The following is a 24,797-nucleotide window of genomic DNA, read 5'->3' on the forward strand; positions in this document are numbered from 1 at the left end:
TACTCCGTGATTCAACACGCTAAGCAAAGCCGGTCGAAAGACCGGCTTTTTTCGTCTTGAGAGTAAGATCTTTTTCTCAATACTTAATTATCTCTAGGATAAATTTTTTGCGCTTCGGTAAGTGCCTACACTTTTTACTGTCAGATTCGGCCAACTGAAATAGCATTCAGCTTAACAACAAATAACCAAACAATCGGCGGCCAGCAGGCGGTTTGGTACAAGGCCATCAGAAGGATTGTCGTAGGGGTGATGACATGAAAAAAGTACTAATACCAATGCTCGCCACGCTGTTTGTGGTTGGGTGTAGTGATTCAGACGAAGTGTCCAATTTGCTTGAGGGTGAAACCGCACCGCAGGCAGAGGAGCAGGAAGCGCCGGTATCGGTTGATGTTGAGCTTCCTGATAAAGAAGTTCCAGATGGAGCTGATGATCTGCAGGCCTGTTTGGCGATTGACGCGGTAAGCCTGACGGATTTGTCGGGTAAGATCATTGAATTGACGACTAAGAGTATGTCAGATCCTTACGGGGTCAATTCAACCCAGTGTATTCCTGCCGATTCTGAAATTCCGGTGGATAACGATGGTTTCCCTAAATTTATCGTTATCGATTTGTACGATATTTCAGGCGTTGATTTGGTCAATTTGATTTCCGACCAGCTTTTGCCTGTAGGGGAATACACCAGTATGGCGCTGTCGGTATTGCAAGGCAGCTACGGTGATTTCCTTGATACGCCATATTCGTATGTAGGTAACCCGGTTGATAAACTCAAGATGGATATTGTCGATGATCTCAAATTTGACGGTCTCAATATCAATATTGATGTTCCAACGACCTTCACCATGTCTTTTGATATTAGAAGCATGATCCAGTTGGTCAATGATGCCTATGTGCTTAAGAGTGAAGGCTTCCGTGTGGTCGATAATCTATTGGCCGGTAAGTTGTTTGGCGATATCGATGTATCATCGTGTGTTGAGTCTGCAAAAGGGGCTTATGTGTATCTCTATCCGTCAGGCAGTGAACAATACGGTGATTTGGGATCGGATTACGCACCGTCTTATACGGCCAAAGTGCAGAAGGACAATACCTATAGTGTCGATTATGTCCAGCAAGGTGAATATGACTTGGTCTTGGTGTGTGATGCTTTGATGGATTTGCCAAATGAGATTGATCTTGATATCGACCTTGATGGTGAAGCGGTCAAATACCAGAACCAGTATGTTGAAGCTGGTGGCGAAGCATATCGCAACCTTTAGCTGAGAGCATTTTTGCCAGAAAAAAACGGCCATCAAATTGTATGGCCGTTTTTTGTGGCGGCAGCTCTGAAAAACTGAAAGGCAGTTCAGTCCGAATTCAGATGGGTTCTGTTATGGTATCCTTTCATATGATCAAACTCACATTTCCTCCTTTTTTTGCGCAAGATATCGCGTCTCTAACCACCTGACGGTGAAATAAATCTGCGTAAATGTCGTTAAATCACGTCGTTATTGCCTAGTAAAATATGGTTGTTTTTTAACCTTCTCTTCATTACATTGCCTGCCAATCCCGAACGCCACACGACGAGATCCAGATATGACCGCAGTAATCAACCTGAAGAAAGTAGTATTCGGAACCCTGTTTAGCTTGGCTGCATTGGGGGCGATGTCTGTACAGGCATCGGTAACAACGTCGCCTAAGCATCATTTGGCAACCACCCTCAATTATGTTGAGCTTGAAGCAGAGCAGGGCGATAAAAATATGCAGCTCTTTCTGGGGCGGGCTTATCTGGAAGGTACCAACGGTTTGAAGGCCGATCCGCTTAAGGGTATGTATTGGCTTGAGAAAGCGGCAGTGGATATGCCGGAGGTGAAAACCTTGATTGGCGATTTGTTCAAGGCCGGTGAAGTACTGCCGCGTGATTATACGCAGGCGATTAACTGGTATACCCAAGCTGCTAACGAAGGTGATGTGCCGGCGATGGTTGAGCTGGGGATGTATTATGCATCTGGGGCCTCTGGCAATGAGGACTGTGGCAACGCGATTAAGTGGTTTAACGAGGCGGCCAACGGTGGATCGCTAGAATCTAAGCGCAATTTGGTTTGGTTGTATGCGACTTGTCGTGATGCAAAAATGCGAGATGGCCACCGTGCGTTGAAATTAGCCAAGCAGGTTTTGAGCCGAAGCGGTACGGGTGATGCGGGTGATTACGATAATTTGGCGGCGGCTTATGCGGCTTGCGGCGAGTTCCGCCGCGCTATCGAGGCGCAGAAAACGGCCTTGGGCAAGCTTGATGACAATAGCAGCCAACGCTATGCCAAGTTTACCCAGCGTCTGAAGCTATACCAGCAAAACCAGACGATTTACAGTGCGTCACTGTAAAGTACAATATAAGTGAATATAAAGGGTGCCAATGGGCACCCTTTTTTTATATTTAAATCATGCAATTACTTACCATCAGTTTGTGCATGGGCCATTTCTTAGCAATTCTCAGTCCACTCCGCATCCTTAACTATACTTACCCTAATGTTGTTCGCATGGTCCAGCAGCAGTGTCGTGCATATGACGTTAACCATAACAATAGGATGTCAACAATGAGTACACCTGAGCAAGTCGATGAAAAAGAAAGAGCTAAATATGAGTGGCGCTCGTTCTTGTTTATCACCATTTTTCTTTTTCCCATTCTCGCGGTCGCCATAGTCGGTGGCTATGGCTTTATTGTGTGGGCGATGCAGGTCTTTTTCCTTGGGCCTCCGGGTCATGGTTAGATCATGGAATGCTTTCCCTGCCAGATCTCATAGGGGCGGAGCTGAATGGTAAGGGACTGAGGATTAGGCAGAGCCTTTGATTAGCTAAAGATGGAATAGGTTAGCACTATGATGAGCTTTCTTAAGAAGCTGTGGGCGACATTCTGGCGTCCCGCAGTGCATATTAGTTTGGGCGTGTTGACCCTTGGCGGGTTTATCGCCGGTATTATTTTTTGGGGCGGATTTAATACAGCCCTCGAGATGACCAATACAGAGAAGTTTTGTATCGGCTGTCATGAGATGCGTGACAATGTATACGAGGAACTTCAGCAAACGGTTCACTGGTCGAATCATTCAGGGGTTAGGGCGACGTGCCCAGATTGCCATGTCCCGCATAATTGGACCGATAAAATCGCTCGTAAGATGCAGGCAAGTAAGGAAGTGTTCGGGGCGATATTCGGTACCATTGATACCCGTGAGAAATTTCTTGCCAAACGAGCAGAGCTCGCCAATCACGAATGGGAGCGTTTTGCCGCTAACGGTTCGCTGGAGTGTAAGAGTTGCCATAACTACGACAGTATGAAGTGGGATGAAATGTCGGATTTGGCTCGTACCCAGATGAAACAGGCCGCCGCGCGTGACCAGAGCTGTTTGGATTGCCATAAGGGGATAGCCCACCAGTTGCCGGAAAATATGCAGCTATCGGGTGGTATGGTTCAGCAACTGGTTCAGCAGTCTAAGCAAACCAAATTTGAAGCGGGCAATGACTACTACAGCGTTCGTTACCTGCCAATGTTCGAGGACGAGGCCCTCACCATCGATGGTGGTCAGCTCAATCCCGCATCGGAAGTCAAAGTGATTAAGGTGGCTGATAATGCCATTCAGGTTGAGCTGTCGGGTTGGCGTAAAACCAAAGGGTTTGGTCGGGTGATCAATGAGGATTTTGGCCTGAATATCCCAACTGCGGCATTGAGCAAGGATGCCGCTTTGAGCGAAACCTTGGTCGAGAAATTTGAAGAGAAGGAAGATCCTTTGACAGGTTTGGGCTGGCAGAAGGTGACGGTGAAATTGTGGATGCCTAAGGATTCGCTGCTCGATAACATCGATGCAATTTGGGCTGAAGCCAAACCGGCTTATACCAATAACTGTTCGGTGTGCCATACCCAACCGGCTGAAAACCATTTTGATGCAAATACTTGGCCGGGGATGTTCAAAGGGATGCTGGCATTCGTTAATTTGGATCATGACAGCGAAGCGCTGGTTTTGAAATATCTTCAGAAGCATTCATCTGATTTTTCTGATGCTGGCCACTAATAGATAGAAGCGAAGTGAGGTAACAGTATGTCTCTGAGTCGACGTCGATTTTTACAAGGGCTGGCAACAACCAGTGCAGTGGCTGCCATTGGCCCCAGTTTATTGACTGCCGCGGCCCATGCAGCCGAAGAGGCAACATCGCCCTATTCGGCGGATGGGGTGTGGAAAGTCACGGGTTCGCATTGGGGGGCGTTCAGAGCCCGGATCTATAACGGTAAAGTGCAGGAGATCAAGCCGCTGGATCGTGACAAGTACCCGACAGATATGCTCAATGGTATCAAGGGGATCATCTATAACCCGTCACGGGTCCGTTACCCAATGGTGCGGCTGGATTGGCTGAAAAAGCACAAATATAGCGGAGATACCCGTGGTAGCAACCGTTTCATCCGGGTAACTTGGGATGAAGCGCTGGATTTGTTCTACAACGAGCTGGAGCGGGTGCAGAAAGAGTATGGCCCTTCGGCGCTGTATGCTGGCATGACCGGCTGGCGGATGACTGGTCAGTTTCAGAGTTGTACCAGCCATATGCAGCGTGCGGTTGGGATGCACGGTAATTTTATCACCAAAATCGGTGACTACTCGACCGGAGCGGGGCAAACCATTTTGCCCTATGTGCTGGGGTCGACCGAAGTTTATGCCCAGGGGACGTCTTGGCCGTTGATCTTGGAGCATACTGATACCGTGGTGTTCTGGGCCAATGACCCACTCAAGAATACTCAGGTTGGCTGGCAGTGCGAAACCCATGACTCTTATGAATATTATGAGCAGTTGAAGGAGAAGGTGGCCAAGAAAGGGATCAAGGTGATCTGCGTTGATCCGGTAAAATCCAAAACTCAGAATTACCTGCAATGTGATCATCGCTACGTTAACCCGCAAACCGATGTGCCGTTCATGTTGGCTATCGCTCATACCTTGTATAACGAAAAACTCTACGACAAAGAATTTATTGATACCTATGCATTGGGTTTTGATGAATTCATTCCGTATGTATTGGGTAAGGCGGAAGACAAAACCGAGAAGTCTCCGGAATGGGCAGAGCCTATTTGCGGGGTGAAAGCTGATGAGATTAGGGAGTTTGCCCGCCTGTTGGCCAAGGGGCGTACTCAGCTGATTTTTGGTTGGGCGGTACAGCGGCAGCAGCACGGTGAGCAACCTTATTGGATGGGGGCCGTTTTGGCGACAATGCTGGGCAAAATCGGTCTGCCGGGGGGTGGTATTTCATATTCCCACCATTACAGCGGGGTGGGGATACCGCCGACGGGGGCGTCTGGGCCGGGCGGGTTCCCGCGTAATGTTGATGAAGGGCAAAAACCGAAGTGGGACAGCACGGATTTCAAGGGCTATAGCAAAACTATACCCGTGGCGCGCTGGATAGATGCCATCCATGAACCGGGTAAGGAAATCAATTACAACGGTAATAAGGTTAAGCTTCCGGATATCAAGATGCTGGTGGTTAGCGGATGCAACCCTTGGCACCATCATCAGGACCGCAACCGGATGAAAAAGGCGTTCCAGAAATTGCAGACAGTCGTCACCATTGATTTTGCCTGGACGGCGACTTGCCGTTTTTCTGATATCGTCCTTCCCGCATGTACTCAGTTTGAGCGAAACGATATTGACTTGTACGGTGCCTATTCGGGTAGTGGTTTGTTGGCGATGCACAAGTTGGTCGATCCGCTTTATCAGTCGCGGACTGATTTCGACATTTTCACGGATTTTTGCCGTCGCTTTGATCGCCAGAAAGAGTATACCCGGGGTATGGGCGAGATGGAGTGGATCAAGACCCTGTATGAAGATTGCCGTGAAGCGAATAAAGATAGCTTTAAGATGCCGCCGTTTGAGGAGTTTTGGGCTCAGGATCAGGCGGGCTGGGTGAATTTCGGTGAAGGCAAGGACTATGTGGCTCATGCGAAATTCCGTGAAGACCCTGAAATCAACCCATTAGGGACACCATCAGGGTTTATCGAGGTATTTAGTCGTAAGATTGCCGGTTACAAGTATGATCACTGCCAGGGGCATCCGATGTGGTTTGAAAAAGCCGAGCGTTCCCATGGAGGGCCGGGGTCGGATAAGTTCCCACTCTGGCTGCAGTCCTGCCACCCTGATCAGCGTTTGCATTCGCAGATGTGTGAATCGGATGAATACCGAGCCACGTATACTGTTCAGGATCGCGAACCGGTGTATATCAGTCCGGAGGATGCTAAGTCGCGCGGGATCAAAGACGGTGATTTGGTGCGGGTTTTCAACGATCGCGGGCAGTTGCTGGCCGGTGCGGTGGTGTCTGACAATTATCCGCTAGGCGTGATCCGAATCTATGAGGGGGCGTGGTACGGACCGCTTAATGAGAAAGTTGGCTCTATCGATACCTATGGCGATCCCAATACGGTGACGATGGATATAGGTACATCTGAGCTGGCGCAGGCGACAAGTGCCAATACGGTTGTGGTGCAAATGGAGAAATATACTGGCGAAGTGCCGCCGGTTACATCCTTTGGTGGGCCGATAGAGATAGACAGTTAGTGGTAATTTGATTCATCAAAGTGTGTTGTGTAACAGAGGGCGAATGAGCCCTCTGTCACTAACATTGAGAGGACCATTTTGTGAGTACCAACTAAATTCGTTAGTGCTCTTTAATTTGAGTTCATAGTGCTTGCGATTTTCTACTGTGGCAACGGATTATGAATTCCAATTAAGTCATTGTCATTACCTGTATTTAAAAGATGTTCTGGGGGTGTTAAGAACCATCAAATGGTAAGCGCCCATTTCTTCCCACATTCAGATAACCATCAATATGATATAGCTCCATAATTAACAGAGCTACATCATGACTCGCGAAGATAAAATACAGTTATGGCAAGAACGCTTGCAACACCAGAAGGACAGCGATCTGACCATTGCCGCTTGGGGTGAGCAGCACCAAATTGCCTAGTCGCAGTTTTATTATTGGCAGAAAAAACTAACGGCTCATCGTGCGAGCCTAACAGTATCATCGTAGCAATTTCAATGCCGTCATCGTTTATTACTTTGGTGATTGAAACGCTTGGAGGCTACCGGATCTCCATCAATGACATTTCGGCAATGGTGCGGTTACCGTAAGTCATGAAGTGTCTGCCATTATCACCACACCGACCGGAAACGTGAATTTGGCCACCGGGGTTACCGACATGCATAAATACCTTGGGGCAGCTGGTTGAGGATGTGCTTGAATTTAACCTGGTTGGCCTGCACTGGTTCGTGTTCTGTAATCACCGTCGTGACAAGTTGAAAATATTACAGTGGGATACTAATGGCTTCTGGCTTCATTACCGTCGGTTGGAAACGGCAAGTTTAAGTGGCCTATGCATCCGAAAGATACGGTCGCCATGGAAATCACGGCCAGACAATTGCGGTAGTTGTTTGATGGCTTAAATTTATACACTAAGCAGCGAGCATCAGTAGGTAAACCTGAGTCTTTCATCGTGGGTAAATTGACTTCGTAATCGGTGGATTTAGAGGTTTTAGAGGGGAGGGTTGTTGAGGAAAGTGGTAGGGTTAAAGATATCAAGGTAATTACGCAAAACTTCCGCAAAATCAAAGTAAAATATTAATATATAAACCAATAAAGAAGTTTTATTTACGTGAAATTTACGTAGAATTACATTTAAGATCAAAAAATCTCCTCTTATGTAAAAAATATCCCAAAAGTAACGAATGGCAAGGTATCCTTTCTGCCAAAACACCTCAAAAGTACCTGATATTTCTTCATTAATTTCTTGATAAATAATAATTATGCTTTTATTTCAATTGATTGCGTAAAATGATTTCCGTAAATTTTCCTTTTATTTTATTCTTGCATGCATTTATAGTCATCTCAAAATTAACCCAGACAGAGGTGTCTATGTCAGAATCAATAACTCATCATCAAAAGCTTGATAAGGACTGCGCTAAAAGCATTGTCGAGCAACTAGTATCTTTGGGTATCTCTAGGTCAGAAATAGCCCGTAGATGTGGGGTCAATCAGTCCAGAATTAATGGATGGGAAAATGGAGAAAAAGCGGGTAGTGAAAATCTTCAAAAGTTAAGAGCATTGTTAAACCTCCGCTTACCAAACCATAAAGCGGAAACCTTCCAGGTTTCCAAATGCGTGCGTTTAGCTTTGGCTAAAGAAGATCTAGACCTATTTTTAGTGAAGCAAATGAAAGCCTTTATAGGAGAGTTTCCTTCACTTCCCTTTGAGTTGCGTGAGAAATTCGACAGTGCAGAGTCATTAGAATCATTAAACGAGGTTATCGAGACTCAGTATCATTTGTATGTTTGTAGAGAGGTTGATTTAGATCTTGATTTTGGAAAACGACAAGAGCATTGGTTTACTCAAAAGTCACAATATGTAAAACCATTTGAGGTATTACCCTCAAATTATCAAACCACTATGCTATCAGTACTTGAACAGCTTAAAAAAGCGATTCAAGAAGCAGAGGAACAAATAGAAAGCAAAACGCACCGTGAGTTGGAGAATAAAGAAGTTTTTAAAAGTACAATTGAGTATTCAGTTTCAAATTGCTTTCAAAGAAACTTTCCGTTTCATGTTGAGCAAAATGAAAATCTTACAAAAATCAAACAAGAAATTCTAGATAGTTTAGAAAGAGCCATACAAGATTTTAACTACACAGGCACGTACTTCATCCCCCCGCTAGCAGAACTCGTGAGCATTATGGAGAGAGTTGCTCAATTTCTCGATGACAGTCAATTTGGTCCTAAGCACGGTATGCTAAGACTAGAAAGTCGTGATACCTATTTTTCTGAGTCTATTACGAAGCCGGACGGTTTTATCGAATTTGAAGATATTGAGTTCGCAATTCATTCAGCTAAAGCGCTTCAAGGTAATTTTGAAATGTTCATCGCAGAACAACAAAAACGTTACTCCGATCTTTTCAAACTCAAAGAGAAAGAACTAGGACTCTGTTCCAAATTAGATAGTGACAAAGTATTTCATCAAAAGGCTTGTGAGGCTCTAACATCTGGTAAAGAACTTGGTGTACAAGACTCTCGCCTAGGCGACCTAGCGGTAATTGCAGACAGTATTTTGAAATCAGACAAACTACTAATAGCTTTGAATGGGAAAAAACATGAATTAGAGCTATTACACGGACTCAAAGAAATGCTCAATGATTTAACGCCAGAGCCAATCATTCATCTCGTTCAAATAGGTGGTCAATTAGTATACTCTAAAGAAAGAGAAACCAAAGGAAAGACTTTGATATATTCGTTAAATAATAATGATCTGGTTCTTCTGCAAGAAGCTAACATCTGCAATCAACAAATCTTAACAATACAACCCAAACTAGCAGCAGAAGAATTACTCACTCATATTGATGCCGATATCAAAGAGTCAGCTAAGCAAGCACTGCTAGAACATGGCTACATGTTCAGCGACGTCGAGGTTCTAGGGTAGAGGCGAAAACTATAAGCACGCAACTCCATGCGTGCTTATAGCTCTGAGAGCACACTTATAGAGTTGGATATCTGCGTTAAAATACATACAGTTTAAGACTTTCTAGGGTGTTTATAATTCTGTGTCAGTGTAGTCACAGATCTACATACTCATCGATTTTGTCAGGAAAGTGGATACTTAACTGAGATAATGTCAGGTTCTAGTTCTGCATCGGATGTGTCCATTTTTCTGAAGTCTTTAAATTCTAGCATAAAGCAGCTTTAGCAAGTCGGTTTCATTAGTAAAGTCACCTTTGTTTTTGGTCAGTTTTCGAAACTGGCGATGTACAGCCCCGACCGCATTTGTCAATACAGATTGTCTTCATAATCTTTAGATATGCGCTAGTAACTCATACAATGAATCATTGACTTTAGTTGTGTTATTTATCGATATCCTTTTATTAGATGGGATGTCTACTCTTGATAATTCAGAGAATAAGATATTTATATCGGAAATTTTTGAGCAAGCCACTAATATACGTTTATAGTTTTCCTCAATTGTTTTGCCGAATGTCATTATGAAGCCTTACCGCGCCAACGAACATACTATTGAACCCCGAACTGCTCCGAATTTTAATGAGGGTGATACCGCATTTATTGTCGCGGGTGGTGAATCGGGGGTACGGCAGTTGGTTGAGTCCTTTTATGCCATGATGGATGCCTTGCCCGAAGCGGCTGAATTAAGGGCGATGCATGCCGATGACCTTAGCGAGTCGATAGAAAAACTCACCACCTTCTTGATTGGCTGGTTGGGTGGGCCGTCGCGTTACAGCGAAAAGTATGGGGCGATGAATTTGCCCGGGGCTCATCGTCACGTATCGATTGGAATGGCAGAAAAGAACGCGTGGTTGCTTTGTATGGAAAAAGCGCTGGCAGAGCAAGGTTATGATGACTTGTTCCAGCGCCATGTGATGGTGCAATTGGCGTTTCCTGCTGAAATGTGCCGCAATCGCCAGTGACAAGGTTAGCGATAGGATCTGTGTCTAGCGATAGGACTGAACAAAAAAGAGGAGGCTTCATTACGGAGCCTCCTCTTTTTTTGCTTGGCAGTTTTGGGTTGGAAGCTGGCTAGAAACGTTCTTTGATGGCCAGATACCGTTCCCGGATATGCTCAATAAGGGCCTGGGTACGTCTTGGCGGCTGTTTGGTGTAGGGGTAGACCGCATAAATTCCGACGACTTTGCCAGCATGTTCTGGTAGCACTTCGACCAGTTTTCCAGCTTGGAGCTCGTCGTAGACAAGGCAGGTTGGCAAATAGGCAATACCGTTGCCCGCCAGAGTGGCTTTTTTTAGCGCGATGGCGTTGTCGGCCGAAAAGTTACCGGAGACTTTGAGGGTATAGGTCTCGTTGGTATGGCGTAGGAATAACCAGTCGAAAGGCCCTGTGCTTTGCTGGGTATAGCCGAGACAATTGTGGCGCAGAAGGGCACGGGGAGTTTGGGGGCAGCCATGCTTTTCTAGGTAATCCGGTGTTGCGCAGATCACCCAGCGCGAATTGAAGATGTGGCGGGCGATGAGGCTGGAGTCTTCTAAAAATCCGGTTCGAATGACTAAGTCGTAGTGATCGGCAACCAGATCGACAAAGTGGTTATCCATCGACATTTCGATATTCAACCCCGGGTGTTTCTGGCAGAAGTCGGACAGTGCGTCAGCCAGAAGCAACTCTCCTGAGATGGTAGGCACGGAGACGCGCATAGTGCCAGAGAGCACTTCGTTATAGCTGCTGACGGCATCGAAGGCAGATTGGGCGGCCTGCTGGATGTCTCGCGCGCGGTGGTAGAGCATGGTGCCGGGCTCGGTCAGGGTCAGCTTGCGGGTGGTCCGGTAGATAAGCTGTACCCCGAGTTGTTGCTCGAGCTTGCTGATGCGCTTGCTGACGACAGATTTGGTGATTTTGTTGATCTCGGCCACTTTGCTAAATGAGCCGTGGTCAATGATTTGGGTAAACAGAACAAGATCGTCAATATGCGGCGTCATAACTTCAAAATGGGTTGGTGAGTATAGGGATATTATACCCGACTAATCTCAATATGCAGGATCTGCATGAGACCTGTATCTTAAGGTTGCTGGGAGATATCGAGTATAGCGTCTAAGAGAAAGCCACCCTGAGAGGGGTGGCTTTGGATTATTTAAGTCCGGCTTAAACCTGACGGAGTACCTTGTGGTCGTTTACAGATCGTCGATGATCACGTACGTGGCATAGATAGGGCCGTGTACACCAACAACCTTAATCAGCTCGATATCGGCCGTAGAGCTCGGGCCTGAGATAAAGTTGACGCAAGACGGCACGCGCTGGCCTTGCTTAGCCATCTCATGAAGCTTGGCTGTCGCTTGGGTGAGGCGGGCAACCAGTGCGCTTTTCGGCACGACAAAAACAGATGCTTCAGGCAGCAAGCTGATGGCTCGTCCTTGGGCCACTTGGCTATAGAGCACCATAGTGCCGGATTCGGCCAGCGCCTGTTCGGCATAGACAATACCGACTTTGGCGCGTTCAGCGATCTCAATGTTCGGGCCGACGCCAAGATCCGTATTCCAAACGTGGACAACGTGTTCTGGTGTATCGAGTGCCTCGGGATCAAACAGGGCAAGCAGGCGCGGATCGGCTGAGACCAATGTTTCTGCCGGAGCTTTGATGCTGCTGTTCTCTTCGGCATCGCTGTGGCAGTAGCTGTCACAGATTTCGCGCAGTGTCAGGCTAAGGCTGTCTTTGGTGGTGACAACCGCTTGTGCGCCCAGTGCGGTATTGGCGTAATCAACCAAGACGGTTTTGAGTTGGTCTTGATCGAAGTCGGCCATTACCTCAAGGTGGCGTTGGGTTGACAGGGCTGGACGCTCGACGGCTGTGGTGTTGCGCTCACGGCCTAGCTTGGCCGCGATATTGTCAAGGAAGCTATCACGGTTGATGATCTGGCTCATGATTACGACTCCTGCTTCTTGTTTCTTTGTTTGAACCAGCTGCGGAATGACTGGCCGTCCGGTTGTGGTAGATCCCGGGCTTCGGTCCATTCGCTGATAGCCCCTGCGGAAATTGGCATTTTGCCGTTCTTGATCAGTTTGCCTGCGACACTTGCACCGATTTTCACACCTGCGTCCCATAGCATAGGGTGGGCATTGAGGACGGTGAATGCTTTCACTGATGCGCGCTCGGCTAGCGGGGTCAGGCCCTGCTCGGCGATTTTCTGACGGTGTTTGAGGAGTAGGTCAGACAGCGGGATCTTAACCGGGCATACATCATGGCAGGCGCGGCAAAGGCTGCAGGCATACGGCAGATCTTTGAAATCATCATAGCCGCCAAGCAGCGGGGATAATACGGCACCAATCGGGCCGGAATAGATGGAGCCGTAAGAGTGGCCACCGATATGGCGGTAGGCTGGGCAGGTATTGATACAAGCCGCGCAACGAACGCAGCGCAGGATGTCTCGGAACTCCGAACCGAGGATATCAGAGCGGCCATTGTCGACGATAACAAGGTGGAACTCTTCAGGCCCGTCTAAGTGCCCGGCTTCGCGTGGGCCGGTCAGTGCGGTTACGTAACCGGTTAGTGGTAAGCCAACCGCGCTGCGGCACAGCAGGCTGACAACGATATCTAGCTCTTCGAACGTCGGGACGATCCGTTCCATGCCCATCACGGCAATATGGGTCTTCGGCAGGCTGGTGGCCAAGCGGGCGTTGCCTTCGTTGGTAACCAGTGTCACCGTTCCGGATTCGGCCACGGCAAAATTACAGCCGGAGATGCCGATATCGGCTTCGAGGAAATCGTGGCGGATATAGTTGCGGACGAAGCGGGTAATGGCCTCTGGCTCCTCATCGCCCTCGTAGCCCAGCTTGTCGCGGAAAATATCGCGGATCTGGTAGCGGTTTTTGTGCAGGGCCGGTACGACGATATGTGAGGGGGCATCGTAGTCGTCGGTTTGGAGGATATATTCGCCGAGGTCTGTTTCGACCACTTCGCACCCGTTACGCTCGATCATTGCGTTGAGGCTGATCTCCTCGGTCACCATCGACTTGGATTTGACGATCTTGCGGGCGTTCTTCTGCTTGATGATGTTTTCGATGTACTGGGTGGCTTCTTCGGCGGTTTGGGCAAAGAAGACCGTGCCGCCATTCTCGGCAACTTTGTCGCTGAGTTGGTGGAGGTAGTAATCCAGGTTCTCGAGAACATGGTTGCGGATTTCCATCCCCATTTGGCGCCAGTCGTCCCAGTGGCCGAGTTTTTCGGCAGCAATTTGGCGGTTGGTGAACATGCGGGTCTGGGCATTGGCAACAGATTCGCGCATGAAGCTGTCTTGCATGTTGACCTTGATACGGTCTTTGAACTTGTCCTGGCTGGTTTTCATCGACATGTGATATCTCCTCAGCGGCTCATCAGCACATCGACAATGTGCATTACTTTGATTGGCTTGCCTTCACGGTTGATTCGGCCACCGATATTGATTAGGCAGCTGATATCGGCACCGATGAGGTAGTCCGGCTCTGCTTCGCTGATGTGGGCGACTTTCTCTTTGACCATTTCACCGGAGATTTCGGCCATTTTGACCGAGAAGGTCCCGCCGAAACCGCAGCAAGTCTCTTGGTTCTGGATAGGCAGTAGCTCAAGGCCTTCGACATGGGCGAGCAGGGCCAGCGGCTCTTCGCGGACATTGAGTTTGCGGATCAGGCTGCATGATGGGTGGTAGACAGCTTTGCCTGTCAGTTTGGCACCCAGATCCACAGTTCCCAATTGGTTGACAATAAATTGGGTCAATTCGAACAGGCGGTCGGCAACCTCTTGGGCACGGGCAGCCCATAGGGGCTCATCAGCAAGGTATTCAGGATAACGCTTGACCGCTGCGGCACATGAGCCGGCTGGGCAGACAATCGGATAGTCATTGGCTTCAAATGCGGCAATGGTTTTTTTCATTGCAGCCTTGCTCTCATCGATATAGCCGCTGTTGAGCGAAGGCTGGCCGCAGCATCCCTGCTTCTCGGGGAAGATGACCTCACAGCCGAGCTGCTCAAGTAATAAGACCGTTTTTTTGGCCACTTCTGCCTTGACGGTGTCGCATAGGCAGGTAGCAAAAAAGTTTACCTTCATAGTTGCTCCAGTGGGTGGGGTTACCACCTTTTCGTCGTATTTTTCGTTATGGTCTAGTCTGTGTCTGCAAGGCAGGCGCTATGGCTAGGCCCGGCATCATGCCGGGCTAAGAGCGGGCGGTGTTCCTGTTGTCCGCATGTCATTCCGGGGGGCTAGAGTAGGGTGCTGCCCACCGCGGCGATGATTCCGTAAAGCATCATAGGCACCACGGTGCGCTTGATGATGTAGCCTTCTCGGTTGCTAATACCTAGGATAGTCGAGACGGCAATGATGTTATTGATACAAACCATATTGCCCATGGCGCCGCCGACAGACTGCAAAGCAAGGATTGTGGTCTGTGGCAGATCGACGGTATGGGCGATACTCTGCTGAATCGCACCGAATGTCAGGTTGGACACGGTTGCCGATCCTGAGAAAAAGGCTCCCAGTGCGCCAAGATAGGCGGCGAAGTACTGCCAGCTGGTACCTGTTAGATCGGCAAATGCTTTGCCCGTCGTCATGATCGGGGAGTGTTCACCGCCCATCATCATCAGCTTCACCATGATTAGTGCCCCAACCAAGGCAATAAATGGCATTTTCAGGCGGCTACTGGTCTCGACAAAGGCTTGTTTGACGACGGTGCGACTCATACCCAGCAGTGGGATTGAGATAAGTACGACCAGCAAGAATGGGATCAGGGCTGGGACATACAGGGTCTTGTAAGCCCAACTGGTGTCGGTGGCAAAGATGCCGCCGAGCTTGATGATCAGCGCTTTGCTGATGCTCAATTGGCCTAGGATACCGAGGTCGAGGTGCAGCAGTGGGCTGGCATCGTTGAGCATAGCCTTGATACCCAACTGCTGGATACGGGTGATAATCAAGATACCAATCAGCAGAAGTGTCGGCGCAATAGCCTTGAATACCGTACCGGCAGGCAGGCGTTTGCATTGTTCTTCGCGAGCAGTATCGGGTGCGCTGTCAAGGCCGATGCGAGAGCGAGCCAGTAAGATGGAGACACCCATACCAATCGCACCACCGATCAGCGCCGGGAATTCATAGTTCCATTGTGCCAGTAGGTAATAGGGAATAGTACAGCTCAGTACGCTTAGCTGGACGAATAGCAGATTGCGGCGAATTTGCTGCCAGGTGACTACGAAGCGAAGAGCCAGTACCGGTATGATGAAGGCAGCCAACGCATGGAGTAAGGCTGAGTGTTGTCCGGTTACCAAGAGTTCTGCTTCGCTAAGACCAAGGTTGCCAAAGCCAAACCATGTTGGGGTGCCAACGGCACCAAAAGAGACCGGTACCGAGTTCATGACCAGCGCAAGCATGGCAACTTGTAGTGGCGGAAAGCCGAGGCCAACCAGAATTGGAGCGGCAATCGCCGCAGGGGTGCCAAAGCCAGAAGCGCCTTCAATCATGAAAGCAAATGCCCAGCCAATGATCATCAATTGGGCAACAGGGTTACGGCTGATGGTTTCCAGCCATTGGCGAATAACGGTTTCTGCCCCTGATAGGGCGATGGTGCGATTGAGTAAGATAGCGCCGGCAATGATAGAAATAGGGGTGAGTGCCGATAGAGCACCTGCGAAAATATTGGCTGCCAGGGTTTGGCCATCGCTGCCGAAATAGAAGAGTTGTAGCAGGCCTACCAGCAGTGCAGTGATCGGTAGGGCGATATGCGATGGTAGTGCGTTGCGTTTGGTCATCATCCAAATCAGCAGCAAAATAGGTATTACGGAAATTATAAGGTTTAACATGGGGTGTTCCACTCCATCGTTTGTCTTCCTGTGAAGGACGCGTTGGTTCATAGCCAGCGCGATGATGTTTGTAATTTTGTTAAGTTTGTGTGTAGCTCGACGTTGTGGGAGGGATATTTTAGATAAGCGAAGGGGGAGGGCTACGGTTTTTTTTGCATGATTTGATCAGACAAATGAATAATTTGTGAGTTGAATTTCGCTTAATGACTAATGACTCAATAATAAATAATTAAAAATCAATGATTTATGTTTGTTGCTTTTATATTGCACATTTGTATTGGAATGTTTTTGGAAACAATCATTTTGCATGACTGACATAATGACGGAAATAGGCTTGTATTAATAAGCTGCAATAATCATCAGTTTTGAACATGGGGGCTGAGCGAGAAATAGCGCAGTGTTGTAATAAAACAACAAAATGACATAGTTCAGCTTATTGCTGTAATTTTATGACGCTATGATATAGGTGAAAATTGAGCTGATCCCTTTCTAGCTCGATGGTTTTGATGCCCAATAGAGCGCCGCTTTATTATCCGACTGATTCCAAGTTGGAAAGGATTGGTATCCTTTTTTTCGTTTTTCTTTTTCTTCATCGCCCCTTAATCTAGCGAAATTCTTTGTGCTTATGTTTTGTCTCGGCAGATAGACGTAATTTCAGTCTTAGTACGAGCGGGCATGGATTGTTGATTTTTGGGAATGGTATGGAATTAAGCTGGGAAATTATTGGAGCCCTCTTTCTAGTAGCAAGCATGGCAGGGTTTATCGATGCCATTGCCGGAGGAGGGGGGATGTTGACAGTGCCTGCACTGTTAGCGGCCGGCCTGCCACCTGCACAGGCGCTGGCCACGAACAAACTGCAAAGCTCATTTGGTAGCTTTTCTGCCTCGCTCTACTTTGTCCGCAATGGTTTGGTGAAGTTGAAAGATATGCGCCTAGCTATTGCCTGTACTTTTGCAGGATCGGCAGTGGGGGCTCTTTCGGTACAGGTGATTGATGCCGGTATCCTGACCAATTTGATCCCTGTGCTGCTGGTGGGGATCTCGCTGTATTTCCTGTTTGCACCAGATGCAGGAAAAGGGGGCGGTACGCCTAAGCTGTCTGAAGCCGCTTTTGCCTTTTCAGTCGGCACTGGCATTGGCTTTTACGATGGATTTTTCGGTCCGGGTACGGGCTCTTTGTTTACGGTGTGTTTTGTCGTGATTGCCCAGTTAGGGATTGTTGAGGCGACAGCTCGTACTAAGGTGCTTAACTTCACGTCGAATATTGCCGCCCTGATACTGTTCGTGATTGCCGGTTTACCGGTATGGAAAGTGGGTTTGGCTATGGCCGTGGGTGGTTTTATTGGTGCTCGCCTCGGTGCCAAGGTTGTCGTGACTAAGGGGCGTAATTTGATTCGTCCGATGGTGGTAACGGTATCTATGGTTATGGCGGTGAAATTGCTGGTGGAGCAAAACCCGCAGTGGTTCAGCTGATCGTTACGAATCGGCCTTGAGTTTTGTGATTTGAACGCAACACCTATTACAGGTGATCTTCAATAAGAGTCAATGCTTGTGTGAGCTTGGCTCTTTTTTTGTGAGCAGAACGGCTGAAATGGCCTTGAGCAAGGTGACGACGCGTTGATTTTGCAGGCTTTTGGAACGATAGCAAAGGTGTACCGGTCGGGTGAGGGTATCTAAAAAATCAAAATGGAAGCAGTGCTTCGACGAGATGTTAAGGGTTTGGATAATGGACAAGGGAACCAACGCGGGCGCAACCCCGTTGAGCGCCAACTGTGCGGCGGCTGTATAAGAGTCCATCTGCATTAGCGGTGCGATACCGGCTTTTTGTAAGATTCCCGCCTGATAGGCATTAGCCGGGTTGCTGAGCACATTGGTGAGCAAGCTCGTTGGTGGGGATGTGAGCGGTGTGTGGCTGACAATATTAAAAGGCTCATCAAACAGGTGAACGACGTCGAGCCCGTGCTGGGGAGGAAGGTGCCCTGCACAGAATCCAATGGTTGCCTCTCCGGCTTGGACTTTTTCGACAATAATTGGCGTGTGATGCGTTGTTAGTGTGATGTGCCTGTCTTGAGAGAAATAGTTGGCCAAAATAGGGGCGAGATAGCCGGCGACCAGAGTTTCAGAGCAGGCAAGACTGATTGTAGTATGGTCTTCTAGCGATATCTGATCAGAAATCAGCCCTTTTAGCTCGGAAATGCTGGGTCCTACGGAGGCAATCAGCTGCTTGGCTTGTGGGGTTAGTTGAATTCGTCTGCCATCAGGAATGATCAGTTTTTTGCCAAGCCTGATTTCAAGCTTGGCAATGCGTTTACTCACGGCACTTTGGCTAAGGTATAGGCGGTTGCCGGCTTTGCTCATGGTGCCTTCTTCAGCAAGCACCAATAGGGTTTCAATCCCCTCGAGCAGCATTGGGGGTTAGTTCTCTGGATCTTGTGGGTTGATGTGGCCCACATGGAGCATGGCCGCGACGTCAAGGTGCTCGGCATTCATCATGGTCGAAATGCGCTGTACAGATGAAAGAAGCAATGACTGCTCCCAGTCTTCCAGGTTTTGGAATTGGGCAACAAAGTCTTCTTGTAACGGTAGTGGGGCCTTAGCCAGAACCGCTTCACCTTCAGGGGTTAGGTGAGCATGCACTTTGCGTTTATCCAGTTGACTGCGCTGGCGAATAACTAGATTACGACTTTCAAGGCGATCTAGAATCGTTGTGGCTGTTGCCTGGCTCATGTTGGTGATATTGGACAGTTGGCGAATGGTTACCTCTCCCGAATCACGAATAGCGCGCATCAGAACGAGCTGGGGCCCGGTCAATCCAGCAACTTTATTGAGTTTCCGTGAGTGTAGGTCGATAGCGCGAATAATCTGTCGCAGCGCTATCAATACTTCTTCATGCTTGTCCATTTCATTCTCCAATTCATACTCATAGCGAGCTTATAACTCACCTGAGTGCAGTGCAACGCGAAAGTACCTTAATTCTCCCATAGTGAAAAGGATTTGTTGAAGAATATGCCAAAAATACACGCAAGTTAGCATTATATGCAGAATCAATCGCCACATGACGAGAAGTATGGAGGACGAATTGGGGGTAAGTATGATGCTTTCTTTGGTGAGGGATATTAAGGCTGGAAAATAGCAGGTTGGCTCAGGAGCGGGTAATGTTGTGACTGTGGGTGAGCATGGTGATATGTCGGCAAGCCAAACTGGGGGGATTTGGGATAATCACTGGAACGTTTTTGTGTAGTATTTTGACCCTTTCCAGCATAGTTTTGTGCTTCTTTTGGGCACTATCGGTTGGTTAATAGCGATTTCAATAATTGAAACAAGACAAGCTGACTCCGGCGGCTAAAGTTACTCCGTCATGTATGGGATTTGCCATACTCTAGTTAAAGGCGTGAGGAGTCGGCGGGCAATGACAAAACTCTGTATTTTGGGCCTTGGTGCGCTGCTTGTTTGTTTACAGTCTGCGATGGCAGATGACTATACCCCGCAGCAACCTCTTTCCGTGAAGACGACAGCATCGCAGTTACAGCCGGACGATTTGGTGACCGGTGATCTTTTGCAACAGAATCAGGCCCGCGAGTGGATTGATCAGGTTGCATCTGAAATTCGGACCATACGTTATGTCGATCAATTAGCTGATTTGTATTACGGCATGGGATTTGTACCGCTATGGCAGGATACGTTTGCGGCCAATGAGTTTGAGCAGCAGCTGAAGATATTGGCCATGTCCAATGTGAGTACTGATTTTAGCCAGCGTTACCGCCAGTTACGCCAGTTCAAAAAGAGTAATGACTGGCGCCAGTATGATTTGCTGGCCACCGATACCTTACTTGCCTATATGAGTTATATAGAGGGGCTACCCGCGTACGGTCGTGGGTGGTTGTTCGGTAATGGGGTAGATAGCCGGTTGCCGCTGCCTTCTGAAGAGGCGTTATCGCGGCTTTATAGTGAGATAGAGTTAGGCCGACTTCATAGTTTTGTCAGTAGTTTTCAACCAACAGATGAAAACTATGCTCAGTTGTTGCTGGCAATAAAATCACTGGAAGAGTCAGCGACCAAGCGTTGGCCGGCGTTCTATCAACCCGGGATTATCCGGCTTGGCGTCCGGCTCCGAGATCCCGATGGGTTGATTACGATACTGGAGTCATTGGGTGATCTTCGAGACTTCGAGGCACAGCAACTGCGGGCTGCGGGTGTACGTACCTACAATATCGATTTAGCGAATGCGGTGAAAAAATTTCAGCAACGACACGGTTTAAAGGTAGATGGTGCGATTGGGCCTCAGACCCGTCAGTGGTTGGCAATTTCACCGCAGGTACGAATGCGGATGCTGGCTCTCAATGCCCAGCGGGCAAGGTTGTGGCAGCAAAAAAGCACCTCTATTTTGGTGGTCAATATTCCCAACTACAGCATGAATTTATGGTTGAATAACCAGCATGTGCTTGAAAGCAAAGTAATAGTTGGCCGACCGAGCCGACGAACACCCGTGATGACAACGAAAGTCGCTTCCGTGGTTTTTAATCCATATTGGAATGTGCCGATGTCGATCATGCGCAAGGATATTCTGCCTAAGGCCCGCCGCGATAGGGGATATTTGCACCGAAATAATTTTGCGGTAATTCGTAGCTGGAACAGTTCAGAGCAAATCCCGATCCATACCATTGATTGGCGCTTGATGAATGCTAAATCCTTCCCTTACCGGCTACGGCAAAAACCGGGCAAACGTAATGCGTTAGGTCGCTTTAAGTTTAATATGCCCAATGATCAGGCCATTTATCTTCATGATACTCCGGCAAAGGCTCTGTTTGCCAAAGAGACAAGAGCATTTAGTTCGGGTTGTGTACGGGTTGAGCAAGCTGCCGATCTTGCTCGGATTCTTCTGACTCATTCGGGCGTGTCCGAACAGCGGGTAAACCAACTCAAAGCACGTACGAAAACCAAGACAGTGGGGTTGCAGCATAAAGTGGTTGTTCATCTTATATACCAAACGGCTTGGGTAGATCGTGAGGGAGCCGTTAACTACCGCAATGACGTTTACAGCTATGATGATTTTGTTGCTACGTCTCAAAAACAGGAATTATTTACATCTATTTACACAGAATAAATTTCTTTGCAGTCAATAATTAGGCGTTTTCTGCATAATATTTCGTCGATTTATTGGCTTTTGGGGGTTTGACTGAATAATATCTGAACGTTATCTTGCTGGAAATTCTTGGTGTATCGTTTTTTACAAAAGAATAATACCAAGCAAAAGTTAGCGATTGGTTATTGTTGAGTTATGTCTGAGATTGATTACAAACGTCGCCAGTTATTGTTGGCTGGAGGGGCGTTTTTGGGTGCCAGTTTGGTGCCGGGAATGGTAAGTGCGAGTCCATATAAATCGGTAAATGTACGGCAGAACCCTCGTCAGATTTCACTGTGCAATATTCATACAAGGGAAGAGCTTGACAGTGAGTACTTTGACGGTGAGTTTTATCTCAAAGAAGAGCTGAGAAAAATCAATCATATTTGTCGCGATTTTCGTCGTAACGAAGTGGCGAAGATGGACCGTCGGTTGTTTGATGCCATCACAGAAATTCAGTCAGAACTGGGACACAAAGGCCAAGTCAGGATTATTTCGGGATACCGATCACCTGCTACGAATAAGGCGTTGCAAAAGACCGGTGGGGTTGCTAAAAAGAGCTTCCATATGAAGGGGCAGGCGATCGACTTCAATTTAGAAGGCGTGTCGCTTTCACGGATTCGCAATGCTGCGCTTGAGCTTCGTCTAGGCGGGGTGGGATATTACCCACGAAGTGGCTTTGTGCATATTGATACCGGGCCTGTTCGCCGCTGGAATGGGTGATATGTGTCAAATGGCTCTGTGCTATGCTAGTTATTAAGAACATTTGCCACATAGCAATACATATAATATCGATCTATTAATCACAAAGCCGACTCAACCTCCCTCTCTTGGTTGTTGTCGGCTTTGCTATTTTTGCTGTATTCGCCATCGGTTGGTTTTTGTTGGTGGGGCTGTTATTCTGCTGCCAGAGCCTATTATCTAGCGTTGGTTAGGAAGAATTTAATGAGTCTACAATTTGAGATTGTCCCGGTGACCCCGTTTCAGCAGAACTGCTCGATCGTTTGGTGCGATGAAACCAAGCAGGCAGCGCTGATCGATCCCGGTGGTGATATTCACCTCCTGAAAGAAAAGGCCGCCGAGCTAGGCGTGACAATCACTAAGCTGATTTTGACCCACGGACACCTTGATCACGTAGGGGGGACTGAGCCTCTTGCTAAAGAGCTGGGCGTTCCCGTTGTTGGCCCGCATAAAGAGGATGCTTTCTGGTTGCAGGGGCTTCCGCGTCAGAGCGAAATGTTTGGTTTCCCAATGACCGATGCGTTTGATCCTGATCAGTGGTTGGATGATGGCGATACGGTTGAAATCGGCAATCAGGTTCTGAATGTTTACCATACGCCGGGTCACACACCGGGTCATGTGGTGCTGTTCAATGAAATGGCAAAAGTGGCATTTGTCGGTGACGTGCTGTTCAAGGGCGGGATCGGACGAACCGATTTCCCGCGTGGCGACTACCAGACATTGATTAGCTCAATCAAAAACAAGCTATGGCCACTGGGTAATGAGACTACCTTTGTGCCCGGGCATGGGCCAATGTCGACGTTTGGCAATGAGCGGGCATCCAACCCGTTTGTGGCAGACGAAATGCCGCTGTATTAAGTATTTTGGAAAGCCTCTGCCATTTGCAGGGGCTTTTTGTTATCTCTATTGATGATGTCGATGTACCAACGTTATTTTGTGATAGCTTTCACGCTTTCCTTACTGTCTGACCGAACTTAGGACTTTTTCCTAGTTTGTTTAGGTCGCCTTCTCAAGCCAGCCTGTTACTCCCTCCCTAGAATTCATCACCAATGGTCATCATCATCCCTTTTCTCCCCGATATTGGCAGTTCGTTAGTTGGTTCTGTCGGTCGCCGAGGATAGCACATTACTCTATTTACCCAGGATGACGGCCAGCTACGTGGCACTTTGCTGCCGACGGTGTTGAGAATTATTGAGGGTTTCACATGTTAAAGCTTCTTGAGCAGGTCAGAAAACCGACGCTGGATTTGCCTGTCGAAGTACGTCGCAAGATGTGGTTCAAGCCATTTATGCAATCATATTTGGTGGTGTTTATTGGCTATATGGCCATGTACTTGATCCGCAAAAACTTCAACGTGGCTCAGAACGACATGATCTCCACTTACGGCCTGTCTATGACAGAGCTGGGTATGATCGGTCTGGGTTTCTCTATTACTTACGGTATCGGTAAAACCGTAGTCTCTTACTATGCCGACGGAAAGAACACCAAACAGTTTCTTCCTTTCATGTTGATTCTTTCCGGCCTTGCGATGTTGGGCTTCAGCTTCAGTATGGGTGGCGGCAGCGTTAGCCTGTTCTTGATGATTGCCTTCTATGGCCTGAGTGGTTTTTTCCAGAGTACCGGTGGTCCGTCTAGTTACTCGACGATTACCAAGTGGACGCCGCGCAACAAGCGTGGTACCTACCTTGGCCTGTGGAATATGTCTCACAACGTAGGTGGTGCTGGTGCGGCAGGCGTGGCGCTATTTGGTGCTAATTACCTGTTTGACGGCCACGTTATCGGTATGTTCATCTTCCCGTCTATTGTTGCATTGGTTGTTGGTTTCATCGGCCTGCGTTTTGGTAGCGATTCACCGGAAGCCTACGGTCTGGGCAAGGCTGAAGAGCTGTTCGGCGAGGAAGTGAGCGAAGAAGATGTCAACGCTGAAGAAAATGCGATGAGCAAGCGTGAAATCTTCATGGAATACGTTCTGAAGAACAAGATCATCTGGTTGTTATGTTTTGCCAACATCTTCTTGTACATCGTGCGTATCGGTATCGATCAGTGGTCTACTGTTTATGCTTACCAGGAGCTAGGCCTGTCAAAAGAAGCGGCTATCTCAGGTTTTACACTGTTCGAAGTGGGTGCGCTGGTTGGTACGTTGATGTGGGGTTACTTGTCTGACCTTGCAAACGGTCGCCGTGCTTTGGTTGCTTGTGTGTCTCTGGTTCTGATTATTTTCGCTCTTGAGTTCTACCAGCATGCAACTAACGAGTACATGTACCTTGGTTCATTGTTTGTTCTTGGTTTCTTGGTGTTTGGTCCACAGTTGTTGATCGGTGTTGCTGCAGTTGGTTTTGTACCGAAGAAAGCGATCAGTGTGGCGGACGGTATCAAGGGTACATTTGCTTACCTTATCGGTGACAGCTTCGCGAAACTGGGCCTAGGTATGATTGCCGACGGTACGCCAATCTTCGGCCTAACAGGTTGGAAAGGTACGTTTGCTGCGCTTGATACATCAGCTGCGGTTTGTATTGTACTGCTTATCTTTGTTGCGATTGCCGAAGAGAAGAAGATCCGCCGTGAAAAGCGTATCCAGAAAGAGCAGGAACAAATGCAGCTTGAATCTGCATAAGCATT

At 48.0% G+C, this 24,797-nt stretch carries 21 protein-coding genes and 1 pseudogene; 14 read left to right on the top strand and 8 right to left on the bottom strand.

What is annotated here, in order from left to right:
- Positions 1–254: 254 nt before the first annotated feature.
- The 8 genes from ACSF8X_RS07925 (at position 255) to ACSF8X_RS07960 (ending at position 9,465) form a co-directional block, all read left to right on the top strand.
- Complete coding sequence (locus ACSF8X_RS07925; RefSeq protein WP_500851094.1) at positions 255–1,253, top strand: hypothetical protein; 999 nt, start codon at positions 255–257, stop codon at positions 1,251–1,253.
- Between the two features lie 316 nt (positions 1,254–1,569).
- Entirely contained in the window at positions 1,570–2,355 is a 786-nt protein-coding gene (locus ACSF8X_RS07930; protein ID WP_500851095.1) for a tetratricopeptide repeat protein, read from the top strand.
- A 212-nt stretch (positions 2,356–2,567) separates the two neighbouring features.
- Entirely contained in the window at positions 2,568–2,741 is a 174-nt protein-coding gene (torE, locus tag ACSF8X_RS07935; RefSeq protein WP_047879468.1) for a trimethylamine N-oxide reductase system protein TorE, read from the top strand.
- A 108-nt stretch (positions 2,742–2,849) separates the two neighbouring features.
- A complete protein-coding gene (gene torC, locus ACSF8X_RS07940) occupies positions 2,850–4,034 on the top strand; it encodes a pentaheme c-type cytochrome TorC (RefSeq protein ID WP_500851096.1) in 1,185 nt (394 codons plus the stop codon).
- Between the two features lie 27 nt (positions 4,035–4,061).
- Positions 4,062–6,554 carry a trimethylamine-N-oxide reductase TorA gene (gene torA, locus ACSF8X_RS07945; protein ID WP_500851097.1) on the top strand — a complete coding sequence of 831 codons (2,493 nt, stop codon included), beginning with the start codon at positions 4,062–4,064 and terminating at the stop codon, positions 6,552–6,554.
- 423 nt (positions 6,555–6,977) lie between these two features.
- Entirely contained in the window at positions 6,978–7,130 is a 153-nt protein-coding gene (locus ACSF8X_RS07950) for a hypothetical protein (RefSeq protein WP_500851098.1), read from the top strand.
- An 81-nt stretch (positions 7,131–7,211) separates the two neighbouring features.
- Positions 7,212–7,442 carry an IS66 family insertion sequence element accessory protein TnpB gene (gene tnpB / locus ACSF8X_RS07955; RefSeq protein WP_500851099.1) on the top strand — a complete coding sequence of 77 codons (231 nt, stop codon included), beginning with the start codon at positions 7,212–7,214 and terminating at the stop codon, positions 7,440–7,442.
- A gap of 469 nt (positions 7,443–7,911) precedes the next feature.
- On the top strand, positions 7,912–9,465 hold the full coding sequence (locus tag ACSF8X_RS07960) for a helix-turn-helix domain-containing protein (RefSeq protein ID WP_500851100.1): 1,554 nt from the start codon (positions 7,912–7,914) through the stop codon (positions 9,463–9,465).
- A 133-nt stretch (positions 9,466–9,598) separates the two neighbouring features.
- On the opposite strand, the pseudogene ACSF8X_RS07965 reads toward ACSF8X_RS07960, so the two are convergent.
- Positions 9,599–9,810 (bottom strand): annotated as a pseudogene (locus tag ACSF8X_RS07965) (IS256 family transposase); the annotation flags it as partial.
- A gap of 211 nt (positions 9,811–10,021) precedes the next feature.
- Between ACSF8X_RS07965 and ACSF8X_RS07970 the strand changes: the two are divergent.
- A complete protein-coding gene (locus ACSF8X_RS07970; RefSeq protein ID WP_500851101.1) occupies positions 10,022–10,462 on the top strand; it encodes a group II truncated hemoglobin in 441 nt (146 codons plus the stop codon).
- Positions 10,463–10,571: 109 nt separating this feature from the next.
- Here the strand turns inward: ACSF8X_RS07970 and ACSF8X_RS07975 are convergent, their stop codons facing one another.
- The 5 genes from ACSF8X_RS07975 to ACSF8X_RS07995 all read right to left on the bottom strand — a co-directional run bounded on the left by ACSF8X_RS07975 (position 10,572) and on the right by ACSF8X_RS07995 (position 16,316).
- Positions 10,572–11,480, bottom strand: coding sequence for a LysR family transcriptional regulator (locus tag ACSF8X_RS07975; protein ID WP_047879473.1), 909 nt, complete (start codon positions 11,478–11,480; stop codon positions 10,572–10,574).
- A 192-nt stretch (positions 11,481–11,672) separates the two neighbouring features.
- Positions 11,673–12,419, bottom strand: a complete 747-nt coding sequence (locus tag ACSF8X_RS07980; RefSeq protein WP_500851102.1) for a LutC/YkgG family protein — start codon at positions 12,417–12,419, stop codon at positions 11,673–11,675.
- 2 nt (positions 12,420–12,421) lie between these two features.
- Positions 12,422–13,846 carry a LutB/LldF family L-lactate oxidation iron-sulfur protein gene (locus ACSF8X_RS07985; protein WP_047879475.1) on the bottom strand — a complete coding sequence of 475 codons (1,425 nt, stop codon included), beginning with the start codon at positions 13,844–13,846 and terminating at the stop codon, positions 12,422–12,424.
- Positions 13,847–13,857: 11 nt separating this feature from the next.
- Entirely contained in the window at positions 13,858–14,577 is a 720-nt protein-coding gene (locus ACSF8X_RS07990) for a (Fe-S)-binding protein (RefSeq protein ID WP_500851103.1), read from the bottom strand.
- A gap of 152 nt (positions 14,578–14,729) precedes the next feature.
- Positions 14,730–16,316, bottom strand: a complete 1,587-nt coding sequence (locus tag ACSF8X_RS07995; protein ID WP_500851104.1) for an L-lactate permease — start codon at positions 16,314–16,316, stop codon at positions 14,730–14,732.
- A 701-nt stretch (positions 16,317–17,017) separates the two neighbouring features.
- On the opposite strand from ACSF8X_RS07995, the gene ACSF8X_RS08000 reads away from it, so the two are divergent.
- On the top strand, positions 17,018–17,788 hold the full coding sequence (locus ACSF8X_RS08000) for a TSUP family transporter (RefSeq protein ID WP_047879478.1): 771 nt from the start codon (positions 17,018–17,020) through the stop codon (positions 17,786–17,788).
- 69 nt (positions 17,789–17,857) lie between these two features.
- Here the strand turns inward: ACSF8X_RS08000 and ACSF8X_RS08005 are convergent, their stop codons facing one another.
- A complete protein-coding gene (locus tag ACSF8X_RS08005) occupies positions 17,858–18,724 on the bottom strand; it encodes a LysR family transcriptional regulator (protein WP_500851105.1) in 867 nt (288 codons plus the stop codon).
- A 6-nt stretch (positions 18,725–18,730) separates the two neighbouring features.
- Positions 18,731–19,216, bottom strand: a complete 486-nt coding sequence (locus ACSF8X_RS08010; protein ID WP_047879480.1) for a MarR family winged helix-turn-helix transcriptional regulator — start codon at positions 19,214–19,216, stop codon at positions 18,731–18,733.
- Positions 19,217–19,724: 508 nt separating this feature from the next.
- Here ACSF8X_RS08010 and ACSF8X_RS08015 point away from each other — a divergent pair.
- The 4 genes from ACSF8X_RS08015 (at position 19,725) to uhpT (ending at position 24,792) form a co-directional block, all read left to right on the top strand.
- Positions 19,725–21,419, top strand: coding sequence for a L,D-transpeptidase family protein (locus tag ACSF8X_RS08015; RefSeq protein ID WP_084722287.1), 1,695 nt, complete (start codon positions 19,725–19,727; stop codon positions 21,417–21,419).
- A gap of 174 nt (positions 21,420–21,593) precedes the next feature.
- The gene (gene mepK, locus ACSF8X_RS08020) at positions 21,594–22,160 is read left to right on the top strand and encodes a peptidoglycan L,D-endopeptidase MepK (protein WP_047879482.1); all 567 of its coding nucleotides are present in this window, start codon (positions 21,594–21,596) and stop codon (positions 22,158–22,160) included.
- Positions 22,161–22,382: 222 nt separating this feature from the next.
- Positions 22,383–23,036 (top strand): MBL fold metallo-hydrolase, encoded by a 654-nt coding sequence (locus tag ACSF8X_RS08025; RefSeq protein WP_047879483.1) that lies wholly within the window; start codon positions 22,383–22,385, stop codon positions 23,034–23,036.
- A gap of 346 nt (positions 23,037–23,382) precedes the next feature.
- Complete coding sequence (uhpT, locus tag ACSF8X_RS08030) at positions 23,383–24,792, top strand: hexose-6-phosphate:phosphate antiporter UhpT (RefSeq protein WP_500851106.1); 1,410 nt, start codon at positions 23,383–23,385, stop codon at positions 24,790–24,792.
- The last annotated feature ends 5 nt before the right edge of the window (positions 24,793–24,797 follow it).

The sequence above is a fragment of the Photobacterium panuliri genome (assembly GCF_059920555.1).